Consider the following 24,062-nt stretch of genomic DNA (forward strand, 5'->3'; position numbering starts at 1 on the left):
AAATGGACGCGGTCCTGCGGCCCAAGATCGATGCGGCGGTCAACCTCCACGAACTGACCCGCCACCTCGACCTCTCCGCCTTCGTCCTCTTCTCCTCCGCCGCCGGTGTGCTCGGCACACCCGGACAGGGCAATTACGCAGCGGCCAACGCCTTCCTGGACGCCCTGGCCGCCCATCGCGCTGCCCAGGAGCTCCCGGCCACCGCCCTCGCATGGGGTCTGTGGACCGAGAAGAGCGAGCTGACCTCGTCACTTGCCGAGTCTTCGGCTCAGGGGTCCGCACGGACCGGGCGACACGGCGTACTCGGATTCTCCTCCGCCGAAGGTCTCGCGCTGTTCGACGCGGCCCAGCTCACGGGCGAACCCCTTGGCGTGCCGATCCGCTTCGACCGTACGGAACTGCGCCACGGGGACATCCCCTCCGTACTGCGAAACCTGGTCCGAGCACCGAGGCCGGGCGCACGGCCGAGCGAGGGGGTGGCCACGACGGCGGCGGCCGGACAGCGGCTGCTCGAACTGCCCGCCGCGGAACGCGGACCGGCCCTGGTGGAGCTGATCAGGTCGCATACGGCCACTGTTCTGGGCCACTCCGGCCCGGCGGCCGTGGACGAGGAGCGCGCCTTCAAGGAGCTGGGCTTCGACTCCCTCACCGCGGTCCAGCTACGCAATCGGCTCGGCGCCGCCACCGGCCTCAAGCTGCCCCCCACCCTGGTGTTCGACCATCCGACCCCCACGGCGCTGGCCGGCCATCTGCTGGAGAAGCTTTTTCCGGAGAACACGGATCCGGCCCTCCCGATATTCGAGGAAATCGACCGCCTGGAGACTCTGCTCCGCTCGATGGAGTCCCCCGGCGGGGGACATGACCAGGTCGCGGCTCGTCTGCGCGTACTCGCCACGAAGATCGAGACAGCAGGCGGTACGGGAAGCCAGGCAACACCGACCGCGAATGGTGCCCCGGAGCAGGAGATCACCGCCGCCACCGCCGATGAACTGCTCGACCTCATCGACAAGGAGTTCGGATCGGTGTGACCTGCCGAGCATCAATCACTACCGGGGCTATCGCCGAAGAGGGGCGGGCACATGGCTGACGAAGCAAAGCTTGTCGAGTACCTCAAGCGGATGACGGCTGATCTGCGGCAGGCGCACCAGCGGCTGAACGATATGGACGAGCGTACGCACGAGCCGGTCGCGATCGTGGGGATGGGGTGTCGTTTTCCGGGTGGGGTGGCGTCTCCGGAGGAGTTGTGGCGGTTGGTGGTCTCCGGTGGTGACGCGGTGTCCGGGTTTCCGGAGGACCGTGGCTGGGATCTGGACCGGCTCTTCACAATGGACCCGGAGGCTCCGGGAGCGGTCTACGCGCGCGAGGGTGGGTTCTTGTATGACGCGGGGGAGTTCGATGCGGGGTTCTTCGGCATCTCCCCGCGTGAGGCGTTGGCGATGGATCCGCAGCAGCGGTTGCTGTTGGAGACGTCGTGGGAGGCCGTCGAGCGTGCCGGCATCGCCCCGGCGACCCTGCGCGGCAGCCGGACCGGTGTCTTCGTCGGGCTGATGTACCACGACTATGCCGCAGGCACGGCGGTTGCCCCGGAAGAGCTGGAGGGCTACCTCGGCAGTGGCACGGCCGGGAGCATCGCCGCCGGCCGCCTGTCGTACACCTTCGGCCTGGAGGGGCCCGCGCTCACCGTGGACACGGCGTGTTCGTCGTCGCTGGTGGCGTTGCATCTGGCGGTGCAGGCGCTGCGGCGCGGCGAGTGCTCGTTGGCCTTGGCGGGCGGTGTGACGGTGATGTCGTCGCCGTCGTCCTTCGTGGACTTCAGCCGTCAGCGGGGGCTTGCGGCCGACAGCCGTTGCAAGGCCTTCGCCGAGGCCGCGGACGGCACCGGACTGGCCGAGGGCATTGGCATGCTGGTGGTGGAGCGGCTGAGTGACGCGGTGCGCAACGGCCATCGGGTGTTGGCGGTGGTGCGGGGGTCCGCGGTGAACCAGGACGGGGCTTCGAACGGTTTGACGGCGCCGAGCGGTCCGTCGCAGCAGCGGGTGATCGGGCAGGCGCTGGCGGATGCGCGGCTGGACGCGTGTGACGTGGATGTGGTGGAGGCGCACGGGACGGGGACGACGCTGGGCGACCCCATCGAGGCGCAGGCGCTGTTGGCCACGTACGGCCAGGGCCGGGCGGTGGACAGTCCCTTGTGGCTGGGGTCGCTGAAGTCCAACATCGGACATGCGCAGGCGGCTGCGGGTGTGGCAGGTGTCATCAAGATGGTGATGGCGATGCGGCACGGCCTGCTGCCCCGGACCCTGCACGTGGACGCGCCCACCTCGCGGGTGGACTGGTCGGCCGGGGCCGTGGAACTACTGACCGAACAGCGCGACTGGCCGGAGACCGGACACCCCCGCCGGGCGGCGGTCTCCTCGTTCGGCCTGAGCGGCACCAACGCCCACGCCATCCTGGAACAGGCACCCCCGGAAGAAGACGAGGAGAACGAGGAACGCCCCGCCACGCACCCCGCCGTACTGCTGTGGGTGGTGTCGGCGAAGTCGGGGGCGGCGCTGCGCGCACAGGCCGCCGGCCTGCACGGGTATGTGTCGGAGCGCCCCGATCTCGACCTGGCGGAGGCCGCGTACGCGCTGATGGCGACCCGTATGGCCTTCGAGCACCGGGCCGTCGTCCTGGCCGAGGACCGGGAAGAACTGCTGCGCGGCCTGGCGGCCGTGGCCGCCGGCGACACGGCTGCCGGGGTCGTCCGGGACACCGCCCGCAAGAAGGATCGACTGGCGTTCCTGTTCACCTTCCAGGGCAGCCAGCGCCCCGGGATGGGCCGGGAGCTGTACGAGGCGTTCCCGGTGTTCGCGGCGGCCTTCGACGAGGTCTGCGCCGAACTCGACAAACACCTCGACCGGCCGATCCGCGACATCGTCTTCGCCGCCGACGGCACCCCCGCATCCGCCCTGCTCGCAGGGCCCCAGTATGGGCATCCGGCCGTCTTCGCGCTGGAGGTGGCCCTCTACCGGCTGCTGGAACACTGGGGCATCCGGCCCGATGTGCTCTTCGGTGGTTCCAACGGCGACTCGGCCGCCATTCACGCTGCCGGTGTTCTGTCACTGGCGGACGCGGCCGCTTTCGTGGCGACGCGGGGCCGACTGCTGCAGGAGACACCCGACGGCGGCGCGATGGTCGCCATCGAGGCGTCCGAGGACGAGGTCCGCGCCTCGCTCGAGACATCGACCGGCACGGTCGACGTGGCGCTGATCAACGGCCCCAGGGCCGTGGTGATATCCGGCGACGAAGAGGCCGTCTGGGAGATCGGCGACCAATGGAAGGCCAAAGGCCGCAAGACACGCCGGATGAGCTTCGGGAAGGCGTTCCACTCGGCGCGGATGGAACCCGTCCTGGACGCCTTCGTCCAGGCCATCGGGGACATCGCGTTCCACCAGCCGCGCATTCCGCTGATCAACTGCCTGGACGGGCGGCCGGCCCGGCCGGAGGAGCTGTGCTCGCCCGCCTACTGGGGCCGCCATGTCCGTGGCGCGGTGCGCTTCTACGACGGCATACGCACACTCGAGGCCGACGGGGTCCGCAACTTCCTGGAGCTGGGCCCGGTGGCGATGCAGTCCCTCATGGCCCGGGAGTGCCTGTCCGACGGCGTTGACGCGGCCCTGCTCCCGAGCCTGCGCGAGGGCAGACCGGAGGTCCGGTCGCTGCTGACGGCGGTGGCCCAGCTGTACGTACGCGGGGTGGCGCTGGACGCCGACGGGTTCTTCGCGCCACGGCGGCCGCCCCACCCCGCCGAGCTCCCCACCTACGCCTTCGAGCGGCAGCACTACTGGCTGCGGCCTTCCCCCGCGGCCATCGCCGTGCGCCCCGGCGACCTGGGCCTGGGGGCGGCGGACCATCCGCTGCTGGGCGCCACGGTGTCCATGGCGGGAGGCGGCGGCTGTCTGCTGACCGGCCGCCTGTCGCCCGCGGAACACCCCTGGCTGGGCGACCACGCCGTCGCGGGCCGGGTGCTGCTGCCCGGAACGGCGTGGGTCGAACTCGCCCTCCGGGCAGCAGAGTTGGTCGGCTGCGATACGGTCGAGCAGCTCACTCTGGAGGCCCCGCTGCTGCTCCCGGAGCACGGTGGCGTCCATGTGCAGCTGGCGGTCGCTGCGGCCGACGAGGCCGGGCGGCGCGGCCTGACGGTGTACTCCCGTGGCGAGGACCTGCCGCACGACGCGCCGTGGACCCGGCAGGCCAGCTCCGTACTGACCTGTGCCGACGACCCGGCGGAGGAGTCCAGGGCCACGGCAGGGCCGCGGGCCTGGCCGCCGAAGGACGCGGAGCCGGTGTCCGTGGAAGGGCTGTACGACCGGCTGGCGGCGAACGGCCTCGGCTACGGCCCGGCGTTCCGGGGAGTAAGGGCCGCGTGGCGCCGAGGCGACGAGGTGTTCGCCGAGGTGACCCTCCCGGAGGAGTTACCGCCTGGCTCGGACCGGTACGGTGTGCACCCCGCCCTGCTGGACAGCGCGCTGCACGCCTGGAGCCTCAGCGGCGGCGCCGCGCGGCCCGGCGCGCCCCTGCTGCCGTTCCACTGGTCCGGGGTGCGGATCCACGCCACCGGCGCCCGTGCCCTCCGCGTACGGCTCGCCCCCGCCGGGCCGGACGCGATGTCCGTACTGGCCACCGACCCGGGCGGCCGTCCTGTCGTTTCGGTGGAGTCCCTGGCGCTGCGGCCCGTGACGGACGCGCAGCTGCGCCGGTCCTCCGTACAGGAGTCGATGTTCCGGCTGGAGTGGCGTCCGGTGGGCGCGACTCCGAAGCTGGCCGCGAGCCGGTACGCGGTGCTCGACGGGGGTGGCCATGGCAGTGGCCCGACCGGGTTGCGGGCCCGGATGGACGCCGGTACGCCCGTCCCCGAGGCCGTTGTCGCTCGCCTGACCGCCGGCGACGCTCCGGCGTCCGGGATCCCCTCGGCCGACGCCGTGCGGTCCGCGGTGCACCACGCGTTGGCGCTGGTGCGGGAGTGGCTGGCGGACGAGCGGTTCGCTGCCTCCCGCCTGGTCGTGGTGACCACCGGCGCGATGGCGGCACAGACCAAGGAAACGCCGGACCTCGCGGGCGCCGCCGTATGGGGTCTGGTGCGGTCGGCGCAGGCCGAACACCCCGGGCGGTTCGTTCTCGTGGACACCGACCGGCCCGCCGAGCCACTGACGGAAGCGGTTCTCGGAACGGAGCCGCAGCTCGTCGTGCGCGAGGGGCAGTGGTCGGCCGCCCGCCTGGCCCGCGCCGCGCTGCCCGCCGACGAACTCGCGCCGTCCCCCTTCGGGCCCGACGGCTCCGTCCTGGTCACCGGCGGCACCGGCACCCTGGGCGCCGTCGTGGCCCGGCACCTGGTGTCCGCGCACGGTGTACGCCACCTGGTGCTGACCAGCCGCCGGGGCATGCGCGCCGAAGGCGCCGCGGCCTTGGCGGCCGAACTGGCCGAAATGGGCGCGTCGGTGTCCATCACCGCCGCCGACGCCGCCGACCACGAGGCCATGGCACGCGTTCTGGCCGCCATCCCCGCCGAGCATCCGCTGCGCGGCGTGGTGCACACCGCCGGGGTGGTGAACGACGGCCTCCTCACCTCGCTGACGGTCCAGGACACCGATGCCGTACTGCGCCCCAAGGCGGACGCCGCGCTGAATCTGCACCACCTCACCCGGGACCTGGACCTGTCGGCGTTCGTCCTGTTCTCTTCCGTCTCCGGCGTGTTCGGCGGGGCGGGGCAGGGCGGCTACGCGGCGGCCAACGCCTTCCTCGACGCCTTCGCGCGGTGGCGCCGGTCGGCCGGGCTTCCGGCGGTGTCGCTGGCGTGGGGGCTGTGGGCCGAGCGCAGCGGAATGACACAGGGACTGACGGACGCCGACCTGGACCGCATGGGACGCGCGGGTGTCGGCGCCCTCGGTCTCGATGACGGCCTCGCGCTGTTCGACGCGGCCTGTACGGCGGACGAACCGGCGCTGATCCCCGTACGTCTCGACCTCACGGCCCGGCCGGCACAGGCCGTGCCGCCCCTGCTGAGCGGGCTGATCCGGCCCACGCGGCGGATCCGTGGCTCGGACGACGGCCCAACGGGCGCAACATCTCTCACGGACCGCCTCCTCGGGCTGCCGGAGGCGGAGCGTGACGCCGTGCTGCTCGACCTCGTGCGCACCCGTGCCGCGGCCGTGCTCGGCCATGCCACCCCCGACCAGGTCGGGCCGCACCAGACCTTCCGCGACCTGGGGGTCGACTCGCTCAGCGCCGTCGAGCTGCGCAATGCGCTGGGCCCGGCCACCGGGCTGCCCCTGTCACCCACCCTCGTCTTCGACTTCCCGACCCCGGCGGCCCTGGCGGCCCATCTGCGTCAGGAACTGCTGCCCGAGGAGGCCGTCGTCCCCGGTCCCAGCGTCTCGGTGGCGGCGGACGAGCCGGTCGCGATCGTGGGGATGGGGTGCCGTCTTCCGGGCGGGGTGGCGTCTCCGGAGGACTTGTGGCGGTTGGTGGTCTCCGGTGGTGACGCGATGTCCGGGTTTCCGCAGGACCGTGGCTGGGATCTGGGGAAGCTCTTCGGCCCGGATCCGGAGGCTCCGGGGGCGGTGTATGTGCGTGAGGGTGGGTTCTTGTACGACGCGGGAGAGTTCGACGCCGGGTTCTTCGGTATTTCTCCGCGTGAGGCGTTGGCGATGGATCCGCAGCAGCGGTTGTTGCTGGAGACGTCGTGGGAGGCGATCGAGCGTGCGGGCATCGACCCGGCGACCCTGCGGGGCAGCCGGACCGGTGTCTTCGTCGGCCTGATGAACCGGGACTATCTCACCAGGCTCCGTACGATCCCCGAGGAACTGGAGGCGTTCCGCGGCACCGGCACCGCGGGAAGCGTGGCGGCCGGCCGTCTGTCGTACACGTTCGGCCTGGAGGGCCCCGCGCTCACCGTCGACACGGCGTGTTCGTCGTCGCTGGTGACGTTGCATCTGGCGGTGCAGGCGCTGCGGCGGGGTGAGTGTGCGCTGGCTCTTGCGGGGGGTGTGACGGTGATGTCGTCACCGGCGGCCTTTCTGGACTTCAGCCGTCAGCGGGGGCTTGCGGCCGACGGCCGGTGCAAGGCCTTCGCCGAGGGGGCGGATGGCACGGGGTGGGCCGAGGGCGTGGGTGTGCTGGTGGTGGAGCGGCTGAGTGATGCGGAGCGTAACGGCCACCGGGTGTTGGCGGTGGTGCGTGGCTCCGCGGTGAATCAGGACGGGGCGTCGAATGGGCTGACGGCGCCGAACGGTCCGTCGCAGCAGCGGGTGATCGGCCAGGCGTTGGCGGACGCGCGGCTTTCTGCTGGTGAGGTGGATGTGGTTGAGGCGCATGGGACGGGTACGGCGCTGGGTGATCCGATCGAGGCGCAGGCGTTGCTGGCCACGTACGGTCAGGGCCGCGACACGGATGTGCCCTTGTGGCTGGGGTCGCTGAAGTCGAACATCGGGCATGCGCAGGCGGCTGCGGGTGTGGCCGGTGTCATCAAGATGGTGATGGCGCTGCGCAACGGTGTGCTGCCCCGGACCCTGCATGTCGATGAGCCGTCCTCGCGGGTGGACTGGTCGGCCGGGGCGGTGGAGCTGCTGACCGAGCAGCGCGACTGGCCGGAGACCGGACACCCCCGCCGCGTGGGCGTTTCGGCCTTCGGTCTGAGCGGTACGAACGCGCATGTGATCCTCGAGCAGGCGCCACCCGAAGCGGAGGCCGGCGAACACCCGGCCGACGCCCCCGGCCCGGACGCGGCGGTGCCATGGGTGGTGTCGGCGAAGTCCGAGGCGGCCCTGCGGGCCCAAGCCGCCCGCCTGCAGACGTTTGTGTCGGAGCGCCCCGATCTCGACCTGGCGGAGGCCGCGTACGCGCTGATGGCGACCCGTACGGCCTTCGAGCACCGGGCCGTCGTCCTGGCCGGGGACCGGGAGGAGCTGCTGCGGGGCCTGGCGGCCGTGGCCGTCGGCGACAGCGCCACCGGAGTCGTCCAGGGGCCGGGACGGCAGGGCAGGGTGGCATTTCTCTTCACCGGACAGGGCAGCCAGCGCCCCGGTATGGGCCGGGAGCTGTACGACGCGTTCCCGGTGTTCGCGGCGGCCTTCGACGAGGTCTGCGCCGAACTCGACAAACACCTCGACCGGCCCCTGAGCGACATCGTCTTCGCCACCGTCGACACCCCCGAGGCGGAACTGCTCCAGCGGACCGAATTCACCCAGCCCGCGGTGTTCGCCCTGGAAGTGGCCCTCTACCGGCTGGTCGAGCACTGGGGAGTCCGCCCGGACGCCGTGGCCGGACACTCGATCGGCGAGCTGGGCGCGGCTCATGCCCTCGGCCTGCTGAGCCTGGCCGACGCCGCGACCCTCGTGGCGGCGCGCGGCCGGCTGATGCAGACGCTGGACGAGGAAGGCGCGATGGTCGCCGTCCAGGCCTCGGAGGACGAAGCCCTGCGGCTGCTGCGGGAGAGCGGCCGGGACGACGTGGGCATCGCCGCGGTCAACGGTCCCACGGCCGTGGTGCTCTCGGGCGCCCGCGAACCGCTGCTGGACATCGCCGAGCGCCTGCGCCGCGAGGGGCGCAAGATCAGGCGGCTGTCGGTCAGCCACGCGTTCCACTCGCCGCTGATGGAGCCGATGCTCGACGCCTTCGCGGAGGTCGTACAGAGAGTGTCGTTCCAGGACACCTCCCAGGACACCTCGAAACTGTTCGTCTCCACGCTGACCGGTGAGGCCGCCTCCGCCGAGGAGCTGAGCCGGCCGGACCACTGGGTGCGCCACGCGCGGCAGGCCGTACGGTTCCACGACGCCGTCCGCCGTCTGGACGACGCCGGCGTGACCACGTACCTGGAGCTCGGACCGGACGCCGTGCTGTCCGCCATGGGGCCCAACTGCCTTCCCGTACGCGAGGACGGCCCGGTGTTCTCCGCGACCCTGCGCGGCGGGCACCCCGAGGTACGGAGCCTGACCAGCGCGATCGGCGGGCTGCATGTGCGCGGCGTGGCGCTCGACTGGCAGGCGTTCTGCGGTGTGCCGGTGGACTGGGCCACCGCGCTGGGCAGACGGCCGCGGGCCACCGATCTGCCCACGTACGCCTTCCAGCGCCGGCGCTACTGGCTGGAGGCCCCGCCCACACCGCCCGAGGACCTGGGCTCGGCGGGCGTGGCGGCGGCCGACCACCCCCTCCTGGGCGCGGCCGTCGAACTCCCGGACACCGATGGCCTCGTCCTCACCGGTTGCCTGTCATCAGGCACACACACCTGGCTCGCCGACCACACACTCGCGGGCACGGCCGTGCTGCCCGCGGCCGCGGTGACCGAGCTGTTCCTGCAGGCGGGCCAGCACATCGGGTGCGATTTCGTCGAGGAACTGTCCCACGACGAGACGCCGTTGTGGCTCATGGACGGTGGCAGGGTCCACGTCCGCGTGACCGTGCGGCGCCGGGACGGCGGGGACCGATGGGATGTGCAGCTCCACTCTCGCCTCGAGGGAGCCCAGACCCAGGCAGCCCCATGGACGCGGCACGCCACCGGAACACTGTCTACCGCCGCCCCCGCCCCCGCGTTCGACCTGGTGGCCTGGCCCCCGGCGAACCCGACCGCGATCCCCGTCGCGGCGCTGTACGAGCCACGGGACGGCCGGGACCTCGGCCTCGGCCCGGCGTTCCAGGGCGTACGGGCCGCATGGCGGCTCGGCGACGTACTCTTCGCCGAGGTCGATCTGGCGCCGGACGAAGCGCGCGACGCCACCCGGTTCGGCCTGCACCCGGCCCTGCTCGACAGCGCCCTGCACCCCGTGACCCTGCCCTCTGTGACCCAGCAGGCCGTGACCCCGCAGGCCGTGAACCTGCCTCCCGGGCAGGCCGACCCGACGACACCGCCACGGCTGCCCGCCGCCTGGTCGGGCGTGTCGCTGTACGCCACCGGGGCCACCAGTCTGCGGGTACGGCTCACGCCGACCGGGCCGGACACGGTGTCCGTCGCGATGGCCGATCCGTCGGGAGAACCGGTGGCGTCGATCGAAGCGCTGACACTCCGCCCGGCCTCCGCGGCGGAGCTGAGCGGACCCACAGCGGCCGAGACAGCCACCGAGACAACCATTGGCTCCGCCACCGAGTCCGCCACCAAGGCGGCCCGGCGCCGGGTACGCGACGGCGAGGCGACACAGAGCCTGCTGCAGCGGCTGCTCGGCCAGTCCGAGACCGAACGGCACGCCACCGTCGCCGCCGTCGTACGCAAGGCGACCGCGCTCGTCTTCGGCCATGCGGACCCCGCCGATGTCCAGATGACCCAGTCGTTCAAGGAGATGGGCATCGACTCGCTGACCGCCGTGGAGCTGCGCAACCACGTGGTGGCGGCGACGGAGCTGAGGCTGCCGCCCGCGCTCCTCTTCGACTGCCCGACCCCGAGCGCGCTCGCGGACCGCGTGCTGGAGGAGATCGCCGCCGAACAGACCGGGGTGTCCTCGGTCCACCGGGAGTTGGACCGGCTGGAATCCCTGCTGGCCGCGCTGGACCGGGACACCGACCAGGGGCAGGCCATCGTCTCCCGGCTGACCACCATCACGGACGCGTGGCGCCGGCCCGCGGACCGACCGAAGGACGACGACCTGGCCTCGGCCACAGCGGAGGAGATCTTCGATCTGCTGGACGCGGAACTGGAAGCGCCATGACCAGCGCCGCGACCAGCGCCATGACCTTCGGCGGCCCCTGCTCGTTCCCTGATCGGAGCCATCCACAGTGACCAGCGAAGAGAAGTACCTCGACTATCTCAAGCGGGCGACCTCGGAGCTGCGCGAGACCCGCCGCCGGCTGAGCGAACTCGAGGACCGGAGCCGTGAACCCGTCGCGATCATCGGTATGAGCTGCCGGTATCCCGGGGGTGTGGACGACCCGGACAGCCTGTGGCAGCTGGTGTTCGAGGGCCGCGACGCGATCTCCGGCTTCCCCGGCAACCGAGGCTGGGAGACCGCCGACGAACCACCGGCCGACGAGGGGGACACCGGGCACAGGCAGGGCGGATTCCTGCACGACGCCGACGAGTTCGACGCCGACTTCTTCGGCATCTCGCCCCGCGAGGCGCTGGCCATGGACCCACAGCAGCGGCTCCTCATGGAAACCGCGTGGGAGGCGTTCGAAGCGGCCGGGATCTCCCCGACCTCCTTACGTGGCACGGAAGTCGGAGTGTTCACCGGGGTGAACCTCCACGACTACGCCACCCGCGCCCCGGCCATTCCGGCCGAGGCCATGGGCTACCTCAGCACGGGCAACTCCGGCAGCGTGGCCTCCGGACGCATCGCGTACTTCCTCGGTCTGCAGGGCCCGGCGGTCACCATCGACACGGCCTGCTCCTCGTCGCTCGTCGCGCTCCACCTCGCCGTACAGGCCCTCCGGCGCGGTGAGTGCACCATGGCCCTGGCCGGCGGCGCGACGGTCATGAGTTCCCCCGGAGCGTTCGCCGATTTCGGCGCGCAGGGCGGACTGGCCGCGGACGGCCGCTGCAAGTCCTTCTCCGACGCCGCCGACGGCACCAGTTGGGGCGAGGGAGTCGGCCTGCTCCTCGTCGAGCGGCTGTCGGACGCCGTACGGAACGGACACCGCGTACTGGCCGTGGTGCGCGGCACCGCCGTCAACCAGGACGGCGCCAGTACGGGGCTGACCGCACCCAACGGACAGGCACAGCGCCGGGTGATCCGGCAGGCGCTGGCGGACGGACGGCTGTCGCCGGGCGACGTCGACGCGGTGGAGGCGCACGGGACCGGCACCCGGCTGGGGGACCCGATCGAGGCGGACGCCCTCCTGGCCACGTACGGGCAGGGCCGGGAGGCGGACCGGCCGTTGTGGCTGGGCTCGCTGAAGTCCAACATCGGGCACACCATGGCAGCCGCGGGTGTGGGCGGCGTCATCAAGATGGCGATGGCGATGCGGCACGGTCGGCTGCCCCGTACGTTGCATGTGGACGCGCCCACCTCGCGGGTGGACTGGTCGGCGGGGGCGGTGGAGCTGCTGACCGAACAGCGTGACTGGCCGAGGAACGGACACCCCCGCCGGGCGGCGGTCTCCTCGTTCGGCATGAGCGGCACCAACGCGCACATCGTCCTCGAAGAGCCCCCCGCCGAGGAAGGTCATGAGGACGCGACGGCTGTCGCGCCCGCCGTGCCGTGCCTGGTCTCCGGGCGCACGGCCACCGCGCTGCGGGCACAGGCGGCGCGGCTGAGGGAGTTCGTCGCGGAGCGCCCGGAGCTGAGCCCGGCGGATGTGGGCTGGTCCCTGGCGGCGGGCCGGGCCGCCCTGGAGCATCGTGCGGTGGTGGTGGCCGGGGATCGTCAGGGGGTGGCGGGTGGTTTGGGTGTGCTGGCGGAGGGCGGGGCGGGTGCCGGTGTGGTGGCCGGCCGGGTGGTGGGGTCGGCTGGTCGGGTGGTGTTGGTGTTTCCGGGTCAGGGTTCGCAGTGGTTGGGGATGGCGGGGGGTTTGTTGGGGTCGTCGGTGGTGTTCCGTGAGCGGATGGTGGAGTGTGAGGCGGCGTTGGCGCCGTTTGTCGACTGGTCGCTCCTGGAGGTGGTGTCGGGGGGTGATGGGGGTTGGCTGGATCGGGTGGATGTGGTGCAGCCGGTGTTGTGGGCGGTGATGGTGTCGCTGGCGGCGGTGTGGGCGTCATACGGGGTGGTGCCTGGTGCGGTGGTGGGTCATTCGCAGGGTGAGATCGCGGCCGCGGTGGTGGCGGGCGTGTTGTCGTTGGCTGATGGTGCGCGGGTGGTGGCGTTGCGGAGCCAGGTGATCGGGCGGCTGGCGAAGGGTGGGGGGATGGCGTCGCTGGCCGTATCGGAGGCCGAGGCCAGGGACTTGGTGAAGGGCAGTGAACTGTCGGTGGCGGTGGTGAACAGTCCGTCGGCGGTGGTGGTGGCGGGGGAGTCGGGAGCGCTGGATGGGCTCTTGGCGCTGTGCGAGGGACAGGGGGTACGGGCGCGGCGGGTGCCGGTGGACTACGCGTCGCATTCGCCGCAGGTGGAGGTGGTGCGGGAGGAGCTGTTACGTGTACTCGGGCCGGTGGTGCCCGGCCCGGGTGAGGTGCCGCTGTACTCCTCGGTGACCGGACGCCCGGTGGACGGCAGCGGACTGGATGCCGGGTACTGGTACACCAACCTCCGGCAGACGGTCCGGTTCGAGACCGCCGTACAGGGCCTGCTGGGGGACGGATTCCGGTTCTTCGTCGAGTGCAGCCCGCACTCCGTACTCGGCACCGCCGTCCAGGAGACCGCCGAGCACACCCTCACCGGCGGCGCCGGAGTCACCGTCGTCGAAACACTCCGCCGTGACGAAGGCGGTCCCGATCGCTTCCTCCGCTCGGCCGCCGAACTCCATGTCCGCGGGGTCGACATCGACTGGTCCCCGGCCTTCTCCGGGACGACGCCCCGTCATGTCGAACTTCCGCGCTACGCCTTCCAGCGGAGGAGCTACTGGCTCGCGTCCACCCCGGCCGCCGTCATCGCGACACCCAGCGGTCAGGACCCGCTGCCCGCGCCGGAGGAGAGCGACGACGCCCTGCTGCGCAAGCTCGAGACCTGTTCCGCGGCCGAAGGCCAGGCGCTGCTGGCCGACCATGTCAGGGCGGTCGCGGCGGCCGTTCTGGGCCATCCCACCCCGGACGGAATCGACCCGGAGCGCTCCTTCGTGGAATCCGGGGTCGAGTCGCTGACGGCGCTGCAACTGCGCAACCGGCTCATGGCGGACACCGGGCTGACCCTGCCGGTCACGCTGGCCTTCGACTACCCGACCGTGACCGCGCTCGCCGAACACCTCCACACCGCCCTGCGGTCGACGGCGGCCGCGCCCGAGCACGGCAGCGGGGCCGTGACCCGGCTGTTCCGCCAGGCGTACGCCGCGGACCGGCTTGCCGAGGGCTTCCGGCTGCTGGACGCGGCCGCGCGGCTCGGGCCCGACTTCGAGGACCGGGCCGAGGCGGAACGCTGGCCCGCGCCGGTCCGGATCACCCCCGGGGCGCGACGTACCGGCGTGGTGTGCTTTCCCTCGCTCAGCGCCGTATCGGGCCCTCAGGAGTATCTGCGGCTGGGGGTGGCCCTCGGGGACCACGCCACCGTGTGGGCGCTGCCGCACCCGGGCTTCCTGCCCGGTGAGCCGCTGCCCCGCACCCGGGAGGCCCTGGTCAGGGCCCAGGCGGAGATCGCGGTCGAGACGGCGGCCGGCGGGCCCCTCGTACTGCTCGGCCGCTCCTCGGGCGGCTGGATCGCCCATGCCGTGGCCGAGTACCTCGAGGACTCCGGTACGCCGGCCGACGCCGTGGTGCTCGCGGACACCTTCGCCCGGTCGGCCGACCGGCATGCCACCCGGCTGATGACCTCGGCCATGCTGGACGACGAGGACGCGGCGGCCGTGGTCGACGACCACCGGCTGATCGCGATGGGCGGCTACTTCCGGGTCTTCGCGGACTGGACTCCCCGCCCGGTGTCCACGCCCGTCCTTCTGCTGAGCGCCACCGCCGCCCTCACCGGGCTGTCGTCCCCAGGTTCCCCGGCTGCCGACGGTCGAGGTGAGAAGGCGCGCTGGGAACACGCGCACCACGTCGTGGAGGTACCGGGCGACCACTTCTCGATCCTCGACGAACACCATCGAACCACCGGGGACGCCATTTCCTCCTGGCTGCGCGAGGAGGTTCACGTTTGAGACGTGTTTCCGGTCGGCCGCCGACCGGAAACGAGCCGTGTCCGGCACCTTTCTCCATCTCAATACACGTTTCTCCATCTCAATACACGCAGGGAAGATACGCATGGCAACTGAGCCGGGTGTGAACTCACGCCCCTCATTCGGACTCACCGTCCTGGCAGTGTCACTGCCGATGTTCATGGTGGGCCTGGACAACCTGGTGGTCACCAACGCGCTCACCAGGATCAAACAGGACCTGGGCGCCTCGGTCCAGGGACTTCAGTGGGTCACCAACGGGTACATTCTCGGCTTCGCCAGCCTGCTGCTCGTCGCGGCCGGACTCGGTGACCGGTTCGGCCGCCGCCGGGTGTTCCTCTCCGGTCTCGTCGGCTTCACCGTGTTCTCCATCGGCTGCGCCCTGTCGTCCTCGTCCGCCGCGCTCATCGCCTTCCGCGCGCTGCAGGGCATGTCCGCCGCCGCCGTGTTACCGCTCTCGCTGACCCTGCTCACGGTCGCGGTACCCGCCGAGAAGCGGGCGGCGGCCATCGCCCTGTGGGCCGGTGTCAACAGCCTGGCCGTCGGGCTCGCACCGCTGCTCGGCGGCGCGATCACCACCGGCATCGGCTGGCACTGGCTGTTCTGGGTGAACGTACCTGTCAGCGTCGTCGCGGTGCTTCTGGTGCTGCGCGTCCTCCAGGAGAGCCACGGCACGGCCTCCCGGCTGGATCTGCCCGGGCTGCTGCTCGGCTCCACCGGGGTGCTCGCGCTGATCTGGGGGATCGTCGAAAGCAGCGAGGAGGGCTGGACCGCCGGCCAGGTGCTCGCCAAGTTCATCGCCGCCGCCGTGCTGCTGGGCTCCTTCATCGCCTGGGAACGCAAGGCGCCCCAGCCCCTGCTGCCGCTGCGCATCTACCGCAACCGCGGCTTCACCCTGGCCAATGCGTCCTCCCTGACCGTGTTCTTCGGCCTGTTCGGCTCGGTCTTCTTCCTCGCCCAGTATCTGCAGGTCGTCCGCCACCACTCGCCGTTCGTCGCCGGCTTGTGGACCCTGCCCTGGGCGATGGCGCCCGCCATGGTCGCCCCGTTCGTCGGCAAACTCATCCCCAAGGTGGGCGCCGGCCGGCTGATCGCCCTGGGACTGGTCCTGTCGGCCCTCGGCGTGGGCTGGTCCGCGCTGGCTGTCGGGCCGGACACCCCGGACTGGCACATGATCGCGCCGTGGCTGCTGGCCGGGGTCGGCACCGGCCTGATCTTCGCGCCGAGCACCACCGTGGTCGTCACCTCGGTCCAGCCGCAGGACATCGGCAAGGCGTCGGGCACCAACGCGACCGTGCGCGAGATCGGAAGCGCCCTGGGCATCGCCGTGGCCACCACCGTCTTCGCCACCTACGGCGACTATCTCTCGCCGCAGAGCTTCACCGACGGCATGGTCCCCGGGCTGTGGATCTGTGCGGCGGTCCTCGTGGGAGGCGCCGCGCTGGCGCTGGGCATCCCGGCGCCGACACCGCCCAAGGCCGCGCCCGCATCCGCCCCGGCCGGAAAGCCGGTGGTCGATGCCCGCGACTGACCACCGTCCCCGCGGCCACAGACCGGACACCCCTGGGAGGAGCCCAGCATGACCACCTTCGCCGATCTCTACACCGAGTACGGCGTCACCTCACCCCATGAACTCTTCGACCAGCTGCGCGACGACCGCCCGCTCAGCCAGATCTCACTGCCCAACGGCGTGCCCCTGTGGCTGGTGACCCGGTACGCCGACTGCCGTACCGCCCTCGGCGACGCCCGGCTGTCCAACCGGATCGGCGCCCGTGTCGTCGCCAAGGAGATTCTTCCGGCGGAGATCCGCGCCAGCATGGGCACCCATATGCTGCGCGTCGACGGCGACGACCACACCCGCTTGCGGCGCCTCGTCTCCTCGGTGTTCACGGCCCGCCGGATCGAAAAGCTCCGGCCCATGGTCGAGCGGATGACGAGCGATCTGCTCGACGCCATGGCCGCGACCGAGCATCCCGATATGATCCGCGACCTCGCGTTTCCGCTGCCGATGCAGGTCATCTGTGAACTGCTCGGTGTGCCGATAGCCGACCGCGATCGTTTCCGGGCCTGGTCCAACAGCTATCTCGCCGGGGTCGGCACCCAGAACTTCCCCGTCGACGTGGTGACGGAGTTCGTGATGTATCTGCGCGACCTCGTCGCGCACAAGCGCACGGAGCCGGACGACAAGTTGCTCTCCGCGATGATCTCCGCCCGTGACGACGAGGACCGGCTCACCGAGAACGAGCTGACCTCCATGTGCTTCCTGCTGATCATCGCGGGCTACGAGACCACCGTGAACCTGATCGGCAACGGCGCCTATCTGCTGCTGGACAATCCGGAGATGGCGGACCGGCTGCGCCACCACCACGACCACATCCCGGCGGCGGTCGAGGAGTTCCTGCGCTTCGAAAGCCCCGTCCCCGGCGCGAGCTTCCGGGTCGCGACCGAAACCCTCGAACTCGGCGGTGAGACGATCGAGGAAGGGCAGATGGTGCTGATCTCCCTGCTCTCCGCCAACCGCGACCAGGAGCTGTTCACCGACTCGCACCGCCTCGACGCCGAACGAACCCCCAACCAGCACATCGCCTTCGGCTATGGAATGCACTACTGCCTCGGCGCTCCGCTGGCCCGGCTGGAAGCCCAGATCGCCTTCCGGCAACTGCTGGAGCGCTTCCCGAAGATGGAGCGGACCGATCCCACCGCCGATCTGAAGTGGCGGCCCGGCCTGGTCATGCGAGGCCTGACCGAACTTCCCGTACGGCTCGCTCCCTAGCGTGGCCACGGGGTGGTCGGGGCGGCGCGACATCCGCCCCGGCCACCCGACATCCGTCGTCATCAGCCGTTTCAGCAGGAGAGATCGCATGACGAACGCACTGGTGGAAGCTATCGAGTCTCCGGAAGCGGCTGAGGGCGACTTCAGGTCCCTCCCCCTGCCGGAGTCCTATCGGGCGGCGGTCCTTTTCCGGGACGAGCAGGACATGTTCGAGAACATACCGGTCATGGACCGGGCGCCGATCAAGTCCCTGCATGTCCGTGAGGTGCCCGTGCCCGAAGTCGGCCCCGGCGAGGCGCTGGTGGCCGTCATGGCCAGCTCGGTCAACTACAACTCCGTCTGGTCCTCGATCTTCGCGCCCATCCCCACCTTCACCTTCCTCGAGCGCTACGGCAGGCTCTCCCCGCTCACCAAGCGGCACGATCTGCCGTACCACGTCATCGGCTCCGACCTCGCGGGCGTGGTCCTGCGTACGGGGCCCGGTGTGCGGAAGTGGAAGCCGGGGGACAAGGTGGTGGCCCACTGTCTGTCCGTGGAGCTGGAGTCGGCCGACGGGCACGACGACACCATGCTCGACCCCGAGCAGCGCATCTGGGGCTTCGAGACCAACTTCGGCGGCCTCGCCGAGCTCGCGCTGGTCAAGTCCAACCAGCTCATGCCCAAGCCGATCCATCTGAGCTGGGAGGAGGCGGCCGCCCCCGGCCTGGTCAACTCGACCGCCTACCGGCAGCTGGTCTCCCGTAACGGCGCCGGGATGAAGCCGGGGGACAACGTGCTGATCTGGGGCGCGGGCGGAGGTCTGGGCAGTTATGCCACTCAGCTGGCACTGGTCGGCGGCGCCACTCCGATCTGTGTGGTCTCCTCGCCCCGCAAGGCCGAGATCTGCCGGGCCATGGGCGCCGAGGCGATCATCGACCGCAGCGCCGAGGACTACAAGTTCTGGAAGGACGAGCACACCCAGGACCCCAGGGAGTGGAAGCGCTTCGGCAAGCGCATCCGCGAGCTGACCGGCGGCGAGGACGTGGACATCGTCTTCGAGCACCCGGGCCGGGAGACCTTCGGCGCGAGCGTGTACGTCACCCGCAAGGGCGGCACCATCGTGACCTGCGCGTCCACGTCCGGCTACACCCACGAGTACGACAACCGCTATCTGTGGATGTCGCTCAAGCGCATCGTCGGCTCCCACTTCGCCAACTACCGCGAGGCCTGGGAGGCCAACCGCCTCATCGTCAAGGGCAAGATCCACCCCACCCTGTCCAGGACCTATCCGCTCGCCGAGGTGGGCCAGGCGGTGGAAGACGTCCACCGGAACAGACACTTGGGCAAGGTGGGCGTGCTCTGTCTCGCCGCGGCCGAAGGGAAGGGGATCGAGGACGCCGAACTGCGCGGAAGGCACATAGGCGCCATCAACCGCTTCCGCGCGGGCTGACACCCCTGACACCCGACGTGGCCGGTTCGCGCCCCGGGGCGGTCGTCAGCAGGGCGGGGCGGGCCGGCGCCGACTGCCGCAGGTGGCCAGGGAGCACCAGCGGCGCCGACCGCTCCGCTTCGGCCCGCGCCCACGGTTGCCGTCACACGGGGCGCTGCTGGTTCTCGATGTACTGGCGTACGCCGGTCAGTGGTGCCCCGCCGCAACCTCCGGCGAAATACGGGCCGGACCAGAAAGGGCGCCCCACAGGTATCGGCGCACGTGGGCAGATCGGCTGGCTGGGCGTCCTTCCCGCCCAGGCGGGGTTGCGCCTCGGGGTCCGGGGCCCGCGGAATGGGGGTCCGCGAGCCCCGGGGTATGGCTCACCGGGTACGAGTCACCCGGTACGGCTCACCTTGCGCGGCTCACCGGGCGGAGTGTCCGCGTACGGCGTGGGTGCCGGGGTCGTGGCCGGCTAGGGGCGCGATATGCGTGGCGGCCGCGGTTCCGGGGGCGGTGCAGGACTTGCCGTTCAGCGTGTAGTTCCCCGGCGCGATGTTGGTGCCGGTGTAGGTGCCGTTGAAGCCGATGGTGGTGGAGGCGCCGGTGGCCAGCGCGGCGTTCCAGCCGGCGTCCTTGACGGTGACCTGGGTGCCGCTCTGGCTCCAGGTGCCGTTCCACCCCTGGGTGACCTTCTGGCCGCCGGCGAGGGAGAAGCCCAGCTGCCAGCCGTTGAGGGCGGGGCCCTTGTTGGTGAGGGTGACGGTGGCCGTGAAGCCGGAGCCCCAGTCGTTGCTCACCCGGTAGTCGACCGTGCAGGTGGCGGCCGGGGCCGCGGCGGTGGTCAGCCGCACCGTGGCCGAGGGTGGCGAGCTGCGGCCCGCGGTGTCCTTGGCCACGACGCGGAAGGTGTAGGCGGTGGACGGGGCGAGGCCGGTGACGGTGGTGCTGGTGGCGGGGGCGTCGACCGTGGCCACCGGGGCGCTGCCCGCGGGGTCGCCGGAGTACACCTGGTAGCTCGCCACCGGGGACGAACCGGCGGTGGACGCGGCCCAGGACAAGGTGGCCCGGTCCGGACCGATCGCGGTGGCGGTCGGCGTACCGGGGGCGGTGGGCGGCTTCGCCTCGGACGAGCCGGCGGGCAGGACGTACTCGGTGATGGAGTACGCGGGGAAGGTGGTGGTGAACCCGCCGTTGGTCAGCGGCTGGTCGGCCAGGTGCTTGATCGAGGTGACGTCGTCCTGGCCGTAGCGGTAGACCTGCGCCGAGCCGGCGAGCCCGGTGCGGCCGGTCACGGACACCGGGGCGGTCAGATCGCCGGTGGTCTTGTTGACGACCATCACGGTCAGCGCGTGGTCGCTGTCGCGCTCGGCCGCGTAGACCGAGAGCTTCTCCTGGTCGGCGCTGGCCGCCTGGACCGCGGTGTCGCCGAACGCGCCGCCGTTGCCGTCGTAGTTGCGGAACATGCGGAAGGCGTAGGCGCCGGGGTCGGTGGACTTGGGCGGCGACCACAAGGTGGCCAGGTCAAGGTCCTCCCGGCCGAAGATGCCGAGCACATCGGCCTGCGCGAGGGCGCCGTCGATGTGGTCCAGCGCGCCCCAGTTGTACTCGGTGATGGCGAGCTTGGTGCCCGGGTAGTTCTCGTTGACCAGGGAGCGCATCCGCGGGATGTACTGGACGGGCTGGTTGATCCAGCTCTCGTCCACATACGTGGGGTCCCACAGCTGCCGCGTGGAACGCAGCCGCAGCTCCTGGGTGGCGGGGTCGTCATTGCCACTGGACACCCCGGACTGCTGCGGATAGATGTGGTTGTCGAAGTAGTCCAGGATGCGGCGGCCGTGGCTCTGCTCGTACGCCTTCATCTGCTGGAGGTACCAGGGGGCGAACTGCTGCCCGCCGTGGGCCGCCCGGTCCGGGGGGTTGGACCAGCAGTCGCCGCCCTTTTCGTTGCAGGTCTTCTGGTCGAGGCCGGAGTAGATGAGGGAGTTCAGGCCCCAGCCGACCGGGCCGAGGGTCTGCGCGCCGGGGTCGGCTTCCTTGATCGCGGCGGCGGTGGCGTAGGTGCTGTCGCGTATCTCGTCATAGCCCGCCCCGGCCGGGTGGACGTCCCGGTGGGTGGTGAACCACAGGTCGGGCTCGTTGTCGAGGTTGTAGAAGCGCACTCCGCCGGCGTTCGCGGACCCGTAGGCGCGGTTCAGATACTCCACCCAGCCCTTGGTGAACTCCGGGCCGGCGGCGACGCTGGTGTCGGCGGGGTCGTTGCCGGTGACGTTGGTGTCGTCGCTCTTCACGCCGTTGCCGCAGTCCGGGCGCCACTGGGCGTCGCTGCCCTTCTGGGGCCCGTACTTGGCGATGCTGAAGCCGCAGGCGGCGTTGCGCGCCGCCGTCGTCGAGCCGACCATCGGCACGGTCAGTATGGTGTCGGTGCCCGTGCGGCGGTTCTGGTCGACGAACTTGTCGGCTTCCGAGCCGTCCGGCAGTTGGGCGGTGCCGTTCTCGTAGTAGAGGTTCTCGAAGTACCAGTCGGAACCCGCGTTGTAGGCGTCGAGCTTGTAGTTGTAGCGGGTGGTGGCGTTTCCGCCCCATCGCCGCACCGGCAGTCGCAGCTCCTTGGCCAGCGCCTCCTCGGCGAAGTTGATCCCGTAGACATGCGGGTCGATGGCGTGGCGCCCGGTGGTGGCGTCGACCCTGAGGGCGGGGCCGTCCGCGGCAGCGGAGGGCCGAGTGCCTTGGTCGGACAAGTCGCTGGCCTGGACGGGAGCGGCCAGACCGGCACCGGCCACCAGCAGCGCCGCGGCCACCAGCGCGGCTCTTCGAGTCATGCGCATGGTCTCCTTCCATGCGGCCATGCGACACGGCTCAGCCACGCTCGCCCCGCACGGCGGGACACGGGCGCACGGGCCATGGCACCGAGGGGGCAGTGCCGTACGGCCTGACAACGGGGGGAATGGTGCGTGAGAGCGTATGGGAGCGCTCCCAAGAGCCTTCACATGGTCAGCGAGGCCCGGGGCGCTGTCAAGGGGCCTGAGCGGCAGAGCACCCCTGACCGGGGCGCGCTACAGTCGGCCACGTACGGGAAACTCCTTGAACTCCTCCGCCGGAACCGTCCCGGCCCGGCTGCTCAGCGACGTATCGCCATCGATGCCTCTGACGTGGAGCCACTTATGACCACACCGCGGGACTTGTTGATCGTCGCCATGGATACGGTGCCCGACCGTCCAGTGGAGCGCGGAGATCTGTCGCTCGCGCTCGCGGGGGCCGAGATGATCGACCTCATCGGCGCCCATGCGCTCAGCCTGGACGGCGATGTCATCGTGCCGGGCCCGCAGCCGGCGATCGCCGATCGTCTGTTGGACGAGGCCGCGTCGTCGTTGGATCGACAGGCGCCGTACGAGGCGGTCGGCGACTGGCTGTGGCGCAGGGGCCGCGGTCTGTCCGCGGCCTACGCGGCCGAGCTGGAGCAGGAGGGGGAGATCACCCGGCGCCGCCACCGCTGGACACCCTTCCGGACCAGCCGGCCCGTACTGGCCGACTCACCCGCGCACCACGAGGCGGCGGACCGCTGGACATCGGACGAGCCCGTCCTCGCCGCGCTCGCGGCGGCCGTAGGGATCCGCGGCGAGCCGCCCGAGGACTCCCCGGCCGTGGCCGACGAGGCGGTGGTGACGGTGCTCGCCGCGGTGAACGATGCGGTCATGGAGCTGGAGGCCGTACGGCAGCGGCGGGCCATCGAGGAAGCGGCCTTCGACAACATCTGGCGAGGCGACTAGCGAGGCGACTCGCGGGGCGGTGCGGGGCGGTGCGGGACCGCTCACAGACAGTTGCGGGTGAGCCATTCGTCGGCGTTGTAGGTGTCCTTCGCCGGGTCCGGTGCGATGGCGGGCTGTTCCTCGACGGTGTCCTCCAGGCGGATGCGCTGGGGCAGGGTGCCGAATCGAGCACGTCGTGCCGTCTCGGCGTTATCGCGTATCTGCTCGGGCTGTGCCATGTCATCGCCTTCCGTCACCGCTCTGGTGGGTGACGAGCCTTGCAGAAGTTGCAGTCACCCGTCAAGATGGTGACGTGAATCTGGATCACGTATTTCTCTGCGGCAACCCCGCTCTCGACCTCGCCGCGACGCTCCGAGCCCGCCGTTCGGTGCGGTTCGAGATGTTCGTGTCGCCGGACCGGCTGGACGCCTGGTATTTGGAGTCGGGAATCGTCGACGCGGTCTCCGCCAGTCAGGAGGCCGATGTCGAGCAGGCGATCGCCGTGCGGGAGGCCGTCTACGGGCTGATCAAAGCCCGTGTCGCCGGGGACGCGTACGACAGCGAGGCGCTGGCCCTGGTGAACGGGATGGCCCGCAAGCCTCCCGCCACGCCCCAGCTCACCGCGTCGGGCCGGTGGACCGAGGCGACGCCGGAGGAGGCGCTGGCCACTGTGGCGCGGCACGCCGTCGAGCTTCTCGGCGGGCCGGATGTGCCGCTGCTCAAGGAGTGCGGCAACCCCGAATGCACCCGCGTCTACATCGACCGGTCGCGCGGTATGCGACGCCAGTGGTGCGGCATGGAGTCCTGCGGGAACAAGGTCAAGGCGGCGGCCTACCGCGCCCGTAAGAAGCAGGTGCGGGTGGCCGAGGCCGGCTGACGCCACTCGGCCGGCGCCGTCCACGTGTCACGTGTCACGTGGACGGCGCCGGCCGGGTGAGCGCCGTATCAGCTCGCCTCCGCGCCCGGGTCGGCCGCGTTGGAGGCGGTCGCACCGGGGGCGGTCGCGTCGGGGGCCTCGGCGTACTGCGCCACCCCGTGGCCGAACGACCAGTCGATCGACTCGTTCTCGGTCAGCATGATGAACACGTTCCGCGGCTCGGTCCCCGCGTATGCGTGGGCGAGCTCGGCGATCCGCCGGTACAGCGCCCGTTTCTGGGTGGGGGTCCGCCCGGAGCGCATCGTGATCGCGATGTACACGATGCCTTCGTCGCGCCGTATGCCGAGGTAGTTGTCGTAGCGCAGGGTGCTGCCGACGCCGTCGTGGCCGGTCAGGACCTGGAACCGGTCGTCGGGCGGAAAGCCGATGGTCTCCGTCAAGGCGTCGTGTACGGCGCGGCCGAGCGCGTCGAGCCGGTCACGGTCGGCCCCCAGTGCGTCGATGCGGACGAAAGGCATGTCGGCGGTTCTCCTCTCAGGGCTCTCGATGCTCTCGTAC

The 24,062-nt window shown here is 71.2% G+C and carries 10 protein-coding genes and 1 pseudogene; 8 read left to right on the forward strand and 3 right to left on the reverse strand.

The window, feature by feature from the left end; all coding sequences use genetic code 11:
* From ACFV2X_RS44160 to ccrA, 6 genes and pseudogenes are all read left to right on the forward strand, one after another.
* A partial coding sequence (locus ACFV2X_RS44160) for a KR domain-containing protein (protein WP_385627286.1) occupies positions 1–1,028 on the forward strand: 1,028 nt, incomplete at its 5' end.
* Between the two features lie 150 nt (positions 1,029–1,178).
* Positions 1,179–10,418 (forward strand): annotated as a pseudogene (locus ACFV2X_RS44165) (type I polyketide synthase); the annotation flags it as partial.
* 322 nt (positions 10,419–10,740) lie between these two features.
* Positions 10,741–14,682 carry a type I polyketide synthase gene (locus ACFV2X_RS44170; protein ID WP_385627288.1) on the forward strand — a complete coding sequence of 1,314 codons (3,942 nt, stop codon included), beginning with the start codon at positions 10,741–10,743 and terminating at the stop codon, positions 14,680–14,682.
* Positions 14,683–14,785: 103 nt separating this feature from the next.
* A complete protein-coding gene (locus ACFV2X_RS44175; RefSeq protein WP_385627289.1) occupies positions 14,786–16,228 on the forward strand; it encodes a DHA2 family efflux MFS transporter permease subunit in 1,443 nt (480 codons plus the stop codon).
* A gap of 48 nt (positions 16,229–16,276) precedes the next feature.
* Positions 16,277–17,470 (forward strand): cytochrome P450, encoded by a 1,194-nt coding sequence (locus ACFV2X_RS44180; protein WP_385627292.1) that lies wholly within the window; start codon positions 16,277–16,279, stop codon positions 17,468–17,470.
* Positions 17,471–17,558: 88 nt separating this feature from the next.
* Positions 17,559–18,899 (forward strand): crotonyl-CoA carboxylase/reductase, encoded by a 1,341-nt coding sequence (gene ccrA, locus ACFV2X_RS44185; RefSeq protein WP_385627295.1) that lies wholly within the window; start codon positions 17,559–17,561, stop codon positions 18,897–18,899.
* Between the two features lie 404 nt (positions 18,900–19,303).
* On the opposite strand, the gene ACFV2X_RS44190 is transcribed toward ccrA, so the two are convergent.
* Entirely contained in the window at positions 19,304–21,700 is a 2,397-nt protein-coding gene (locus tag ACFV2X_RS44190; RefSeq protein WP_385627297.1) for a glycoside hydrolase family 44 protein, read from the reverse strand.
* Positions 21,701–22,042: 342 nt separating this feature from the next.
* Here ACFV2X_RS44190 and ACFV2X_RS44195 point away from each other — a divergent pair, with 342 nt between their 5' ends.
* Complete coding sequence (locus tag ACFV2X_RS44195; RefSeq protein WP_385627299.1) at positions 22,043–22,648, forward strand: GPP34 family phosphoprotein; 606 nt, start codon at positions 22,043–22,045, stop codon at positions 22,646–22,648.
* A gap of 41 nt (positions 22,649–22,689) precedes the next feature.
* Here the strand turns inward: ACFV2X_RS44195 and ACFV2X_RS44200 are convergent, their stop codons facing one another.
* Positions 22,690–22,866: a hypothetical protein gene (locus ACFV2X_RS44200; RefSeq protein WP_385627303.1), complete on the reverse strand. Its 177-nt coding sequence runs from the start codon at positions 22,864–22,866 to the stop codon at positions 22,690–22,692.
* Between the two features lie 74 nt (positions 22,867–22,940).
* On the opposite strand from ACFV2X_RS44200, the gene ACFV2X_RS44205 reads away from it, so the two are divergent.
* On the forward strand, positions 22,941–23,504 hold the full coding sequence (locus ACFV2X_RS44205; RefSeq protein ID WP_385627304.1) for a CGNR zinc finger domain-containing protein: 564 nt from the start codon (positions 22,941–22,943) through the stop codon (positions 23,502–23,504).
* A 68-nt stretch (positions 23,505–23,572) separates the two neighbouring features.
* Here ACFV2X_RS44205 and ACFV2X_RS44210 read toward each other — a convergent pair whose 3' ends face one another.
* Complete coding sequence (locus tag ACFV2X_RS44210; protein WP_385627307.1) at positions 23,573–24,022, reverse strand: tautomerase family protein; 450 nt, start codon at positions 24,020–24,022, stop codon at positions 23,573–23,575.
* Positions 24,023–24,062: the final 40 nt, after the last annotated feature.

This window comes from Streptomyces sp. NPDC059679 (genome assembly GCF_042734105.1).
GTDB lineage: Bacteria > Actinomycetota > Actinomycetes > Streptomycetales > Streptomycetaceae > Streptomyces.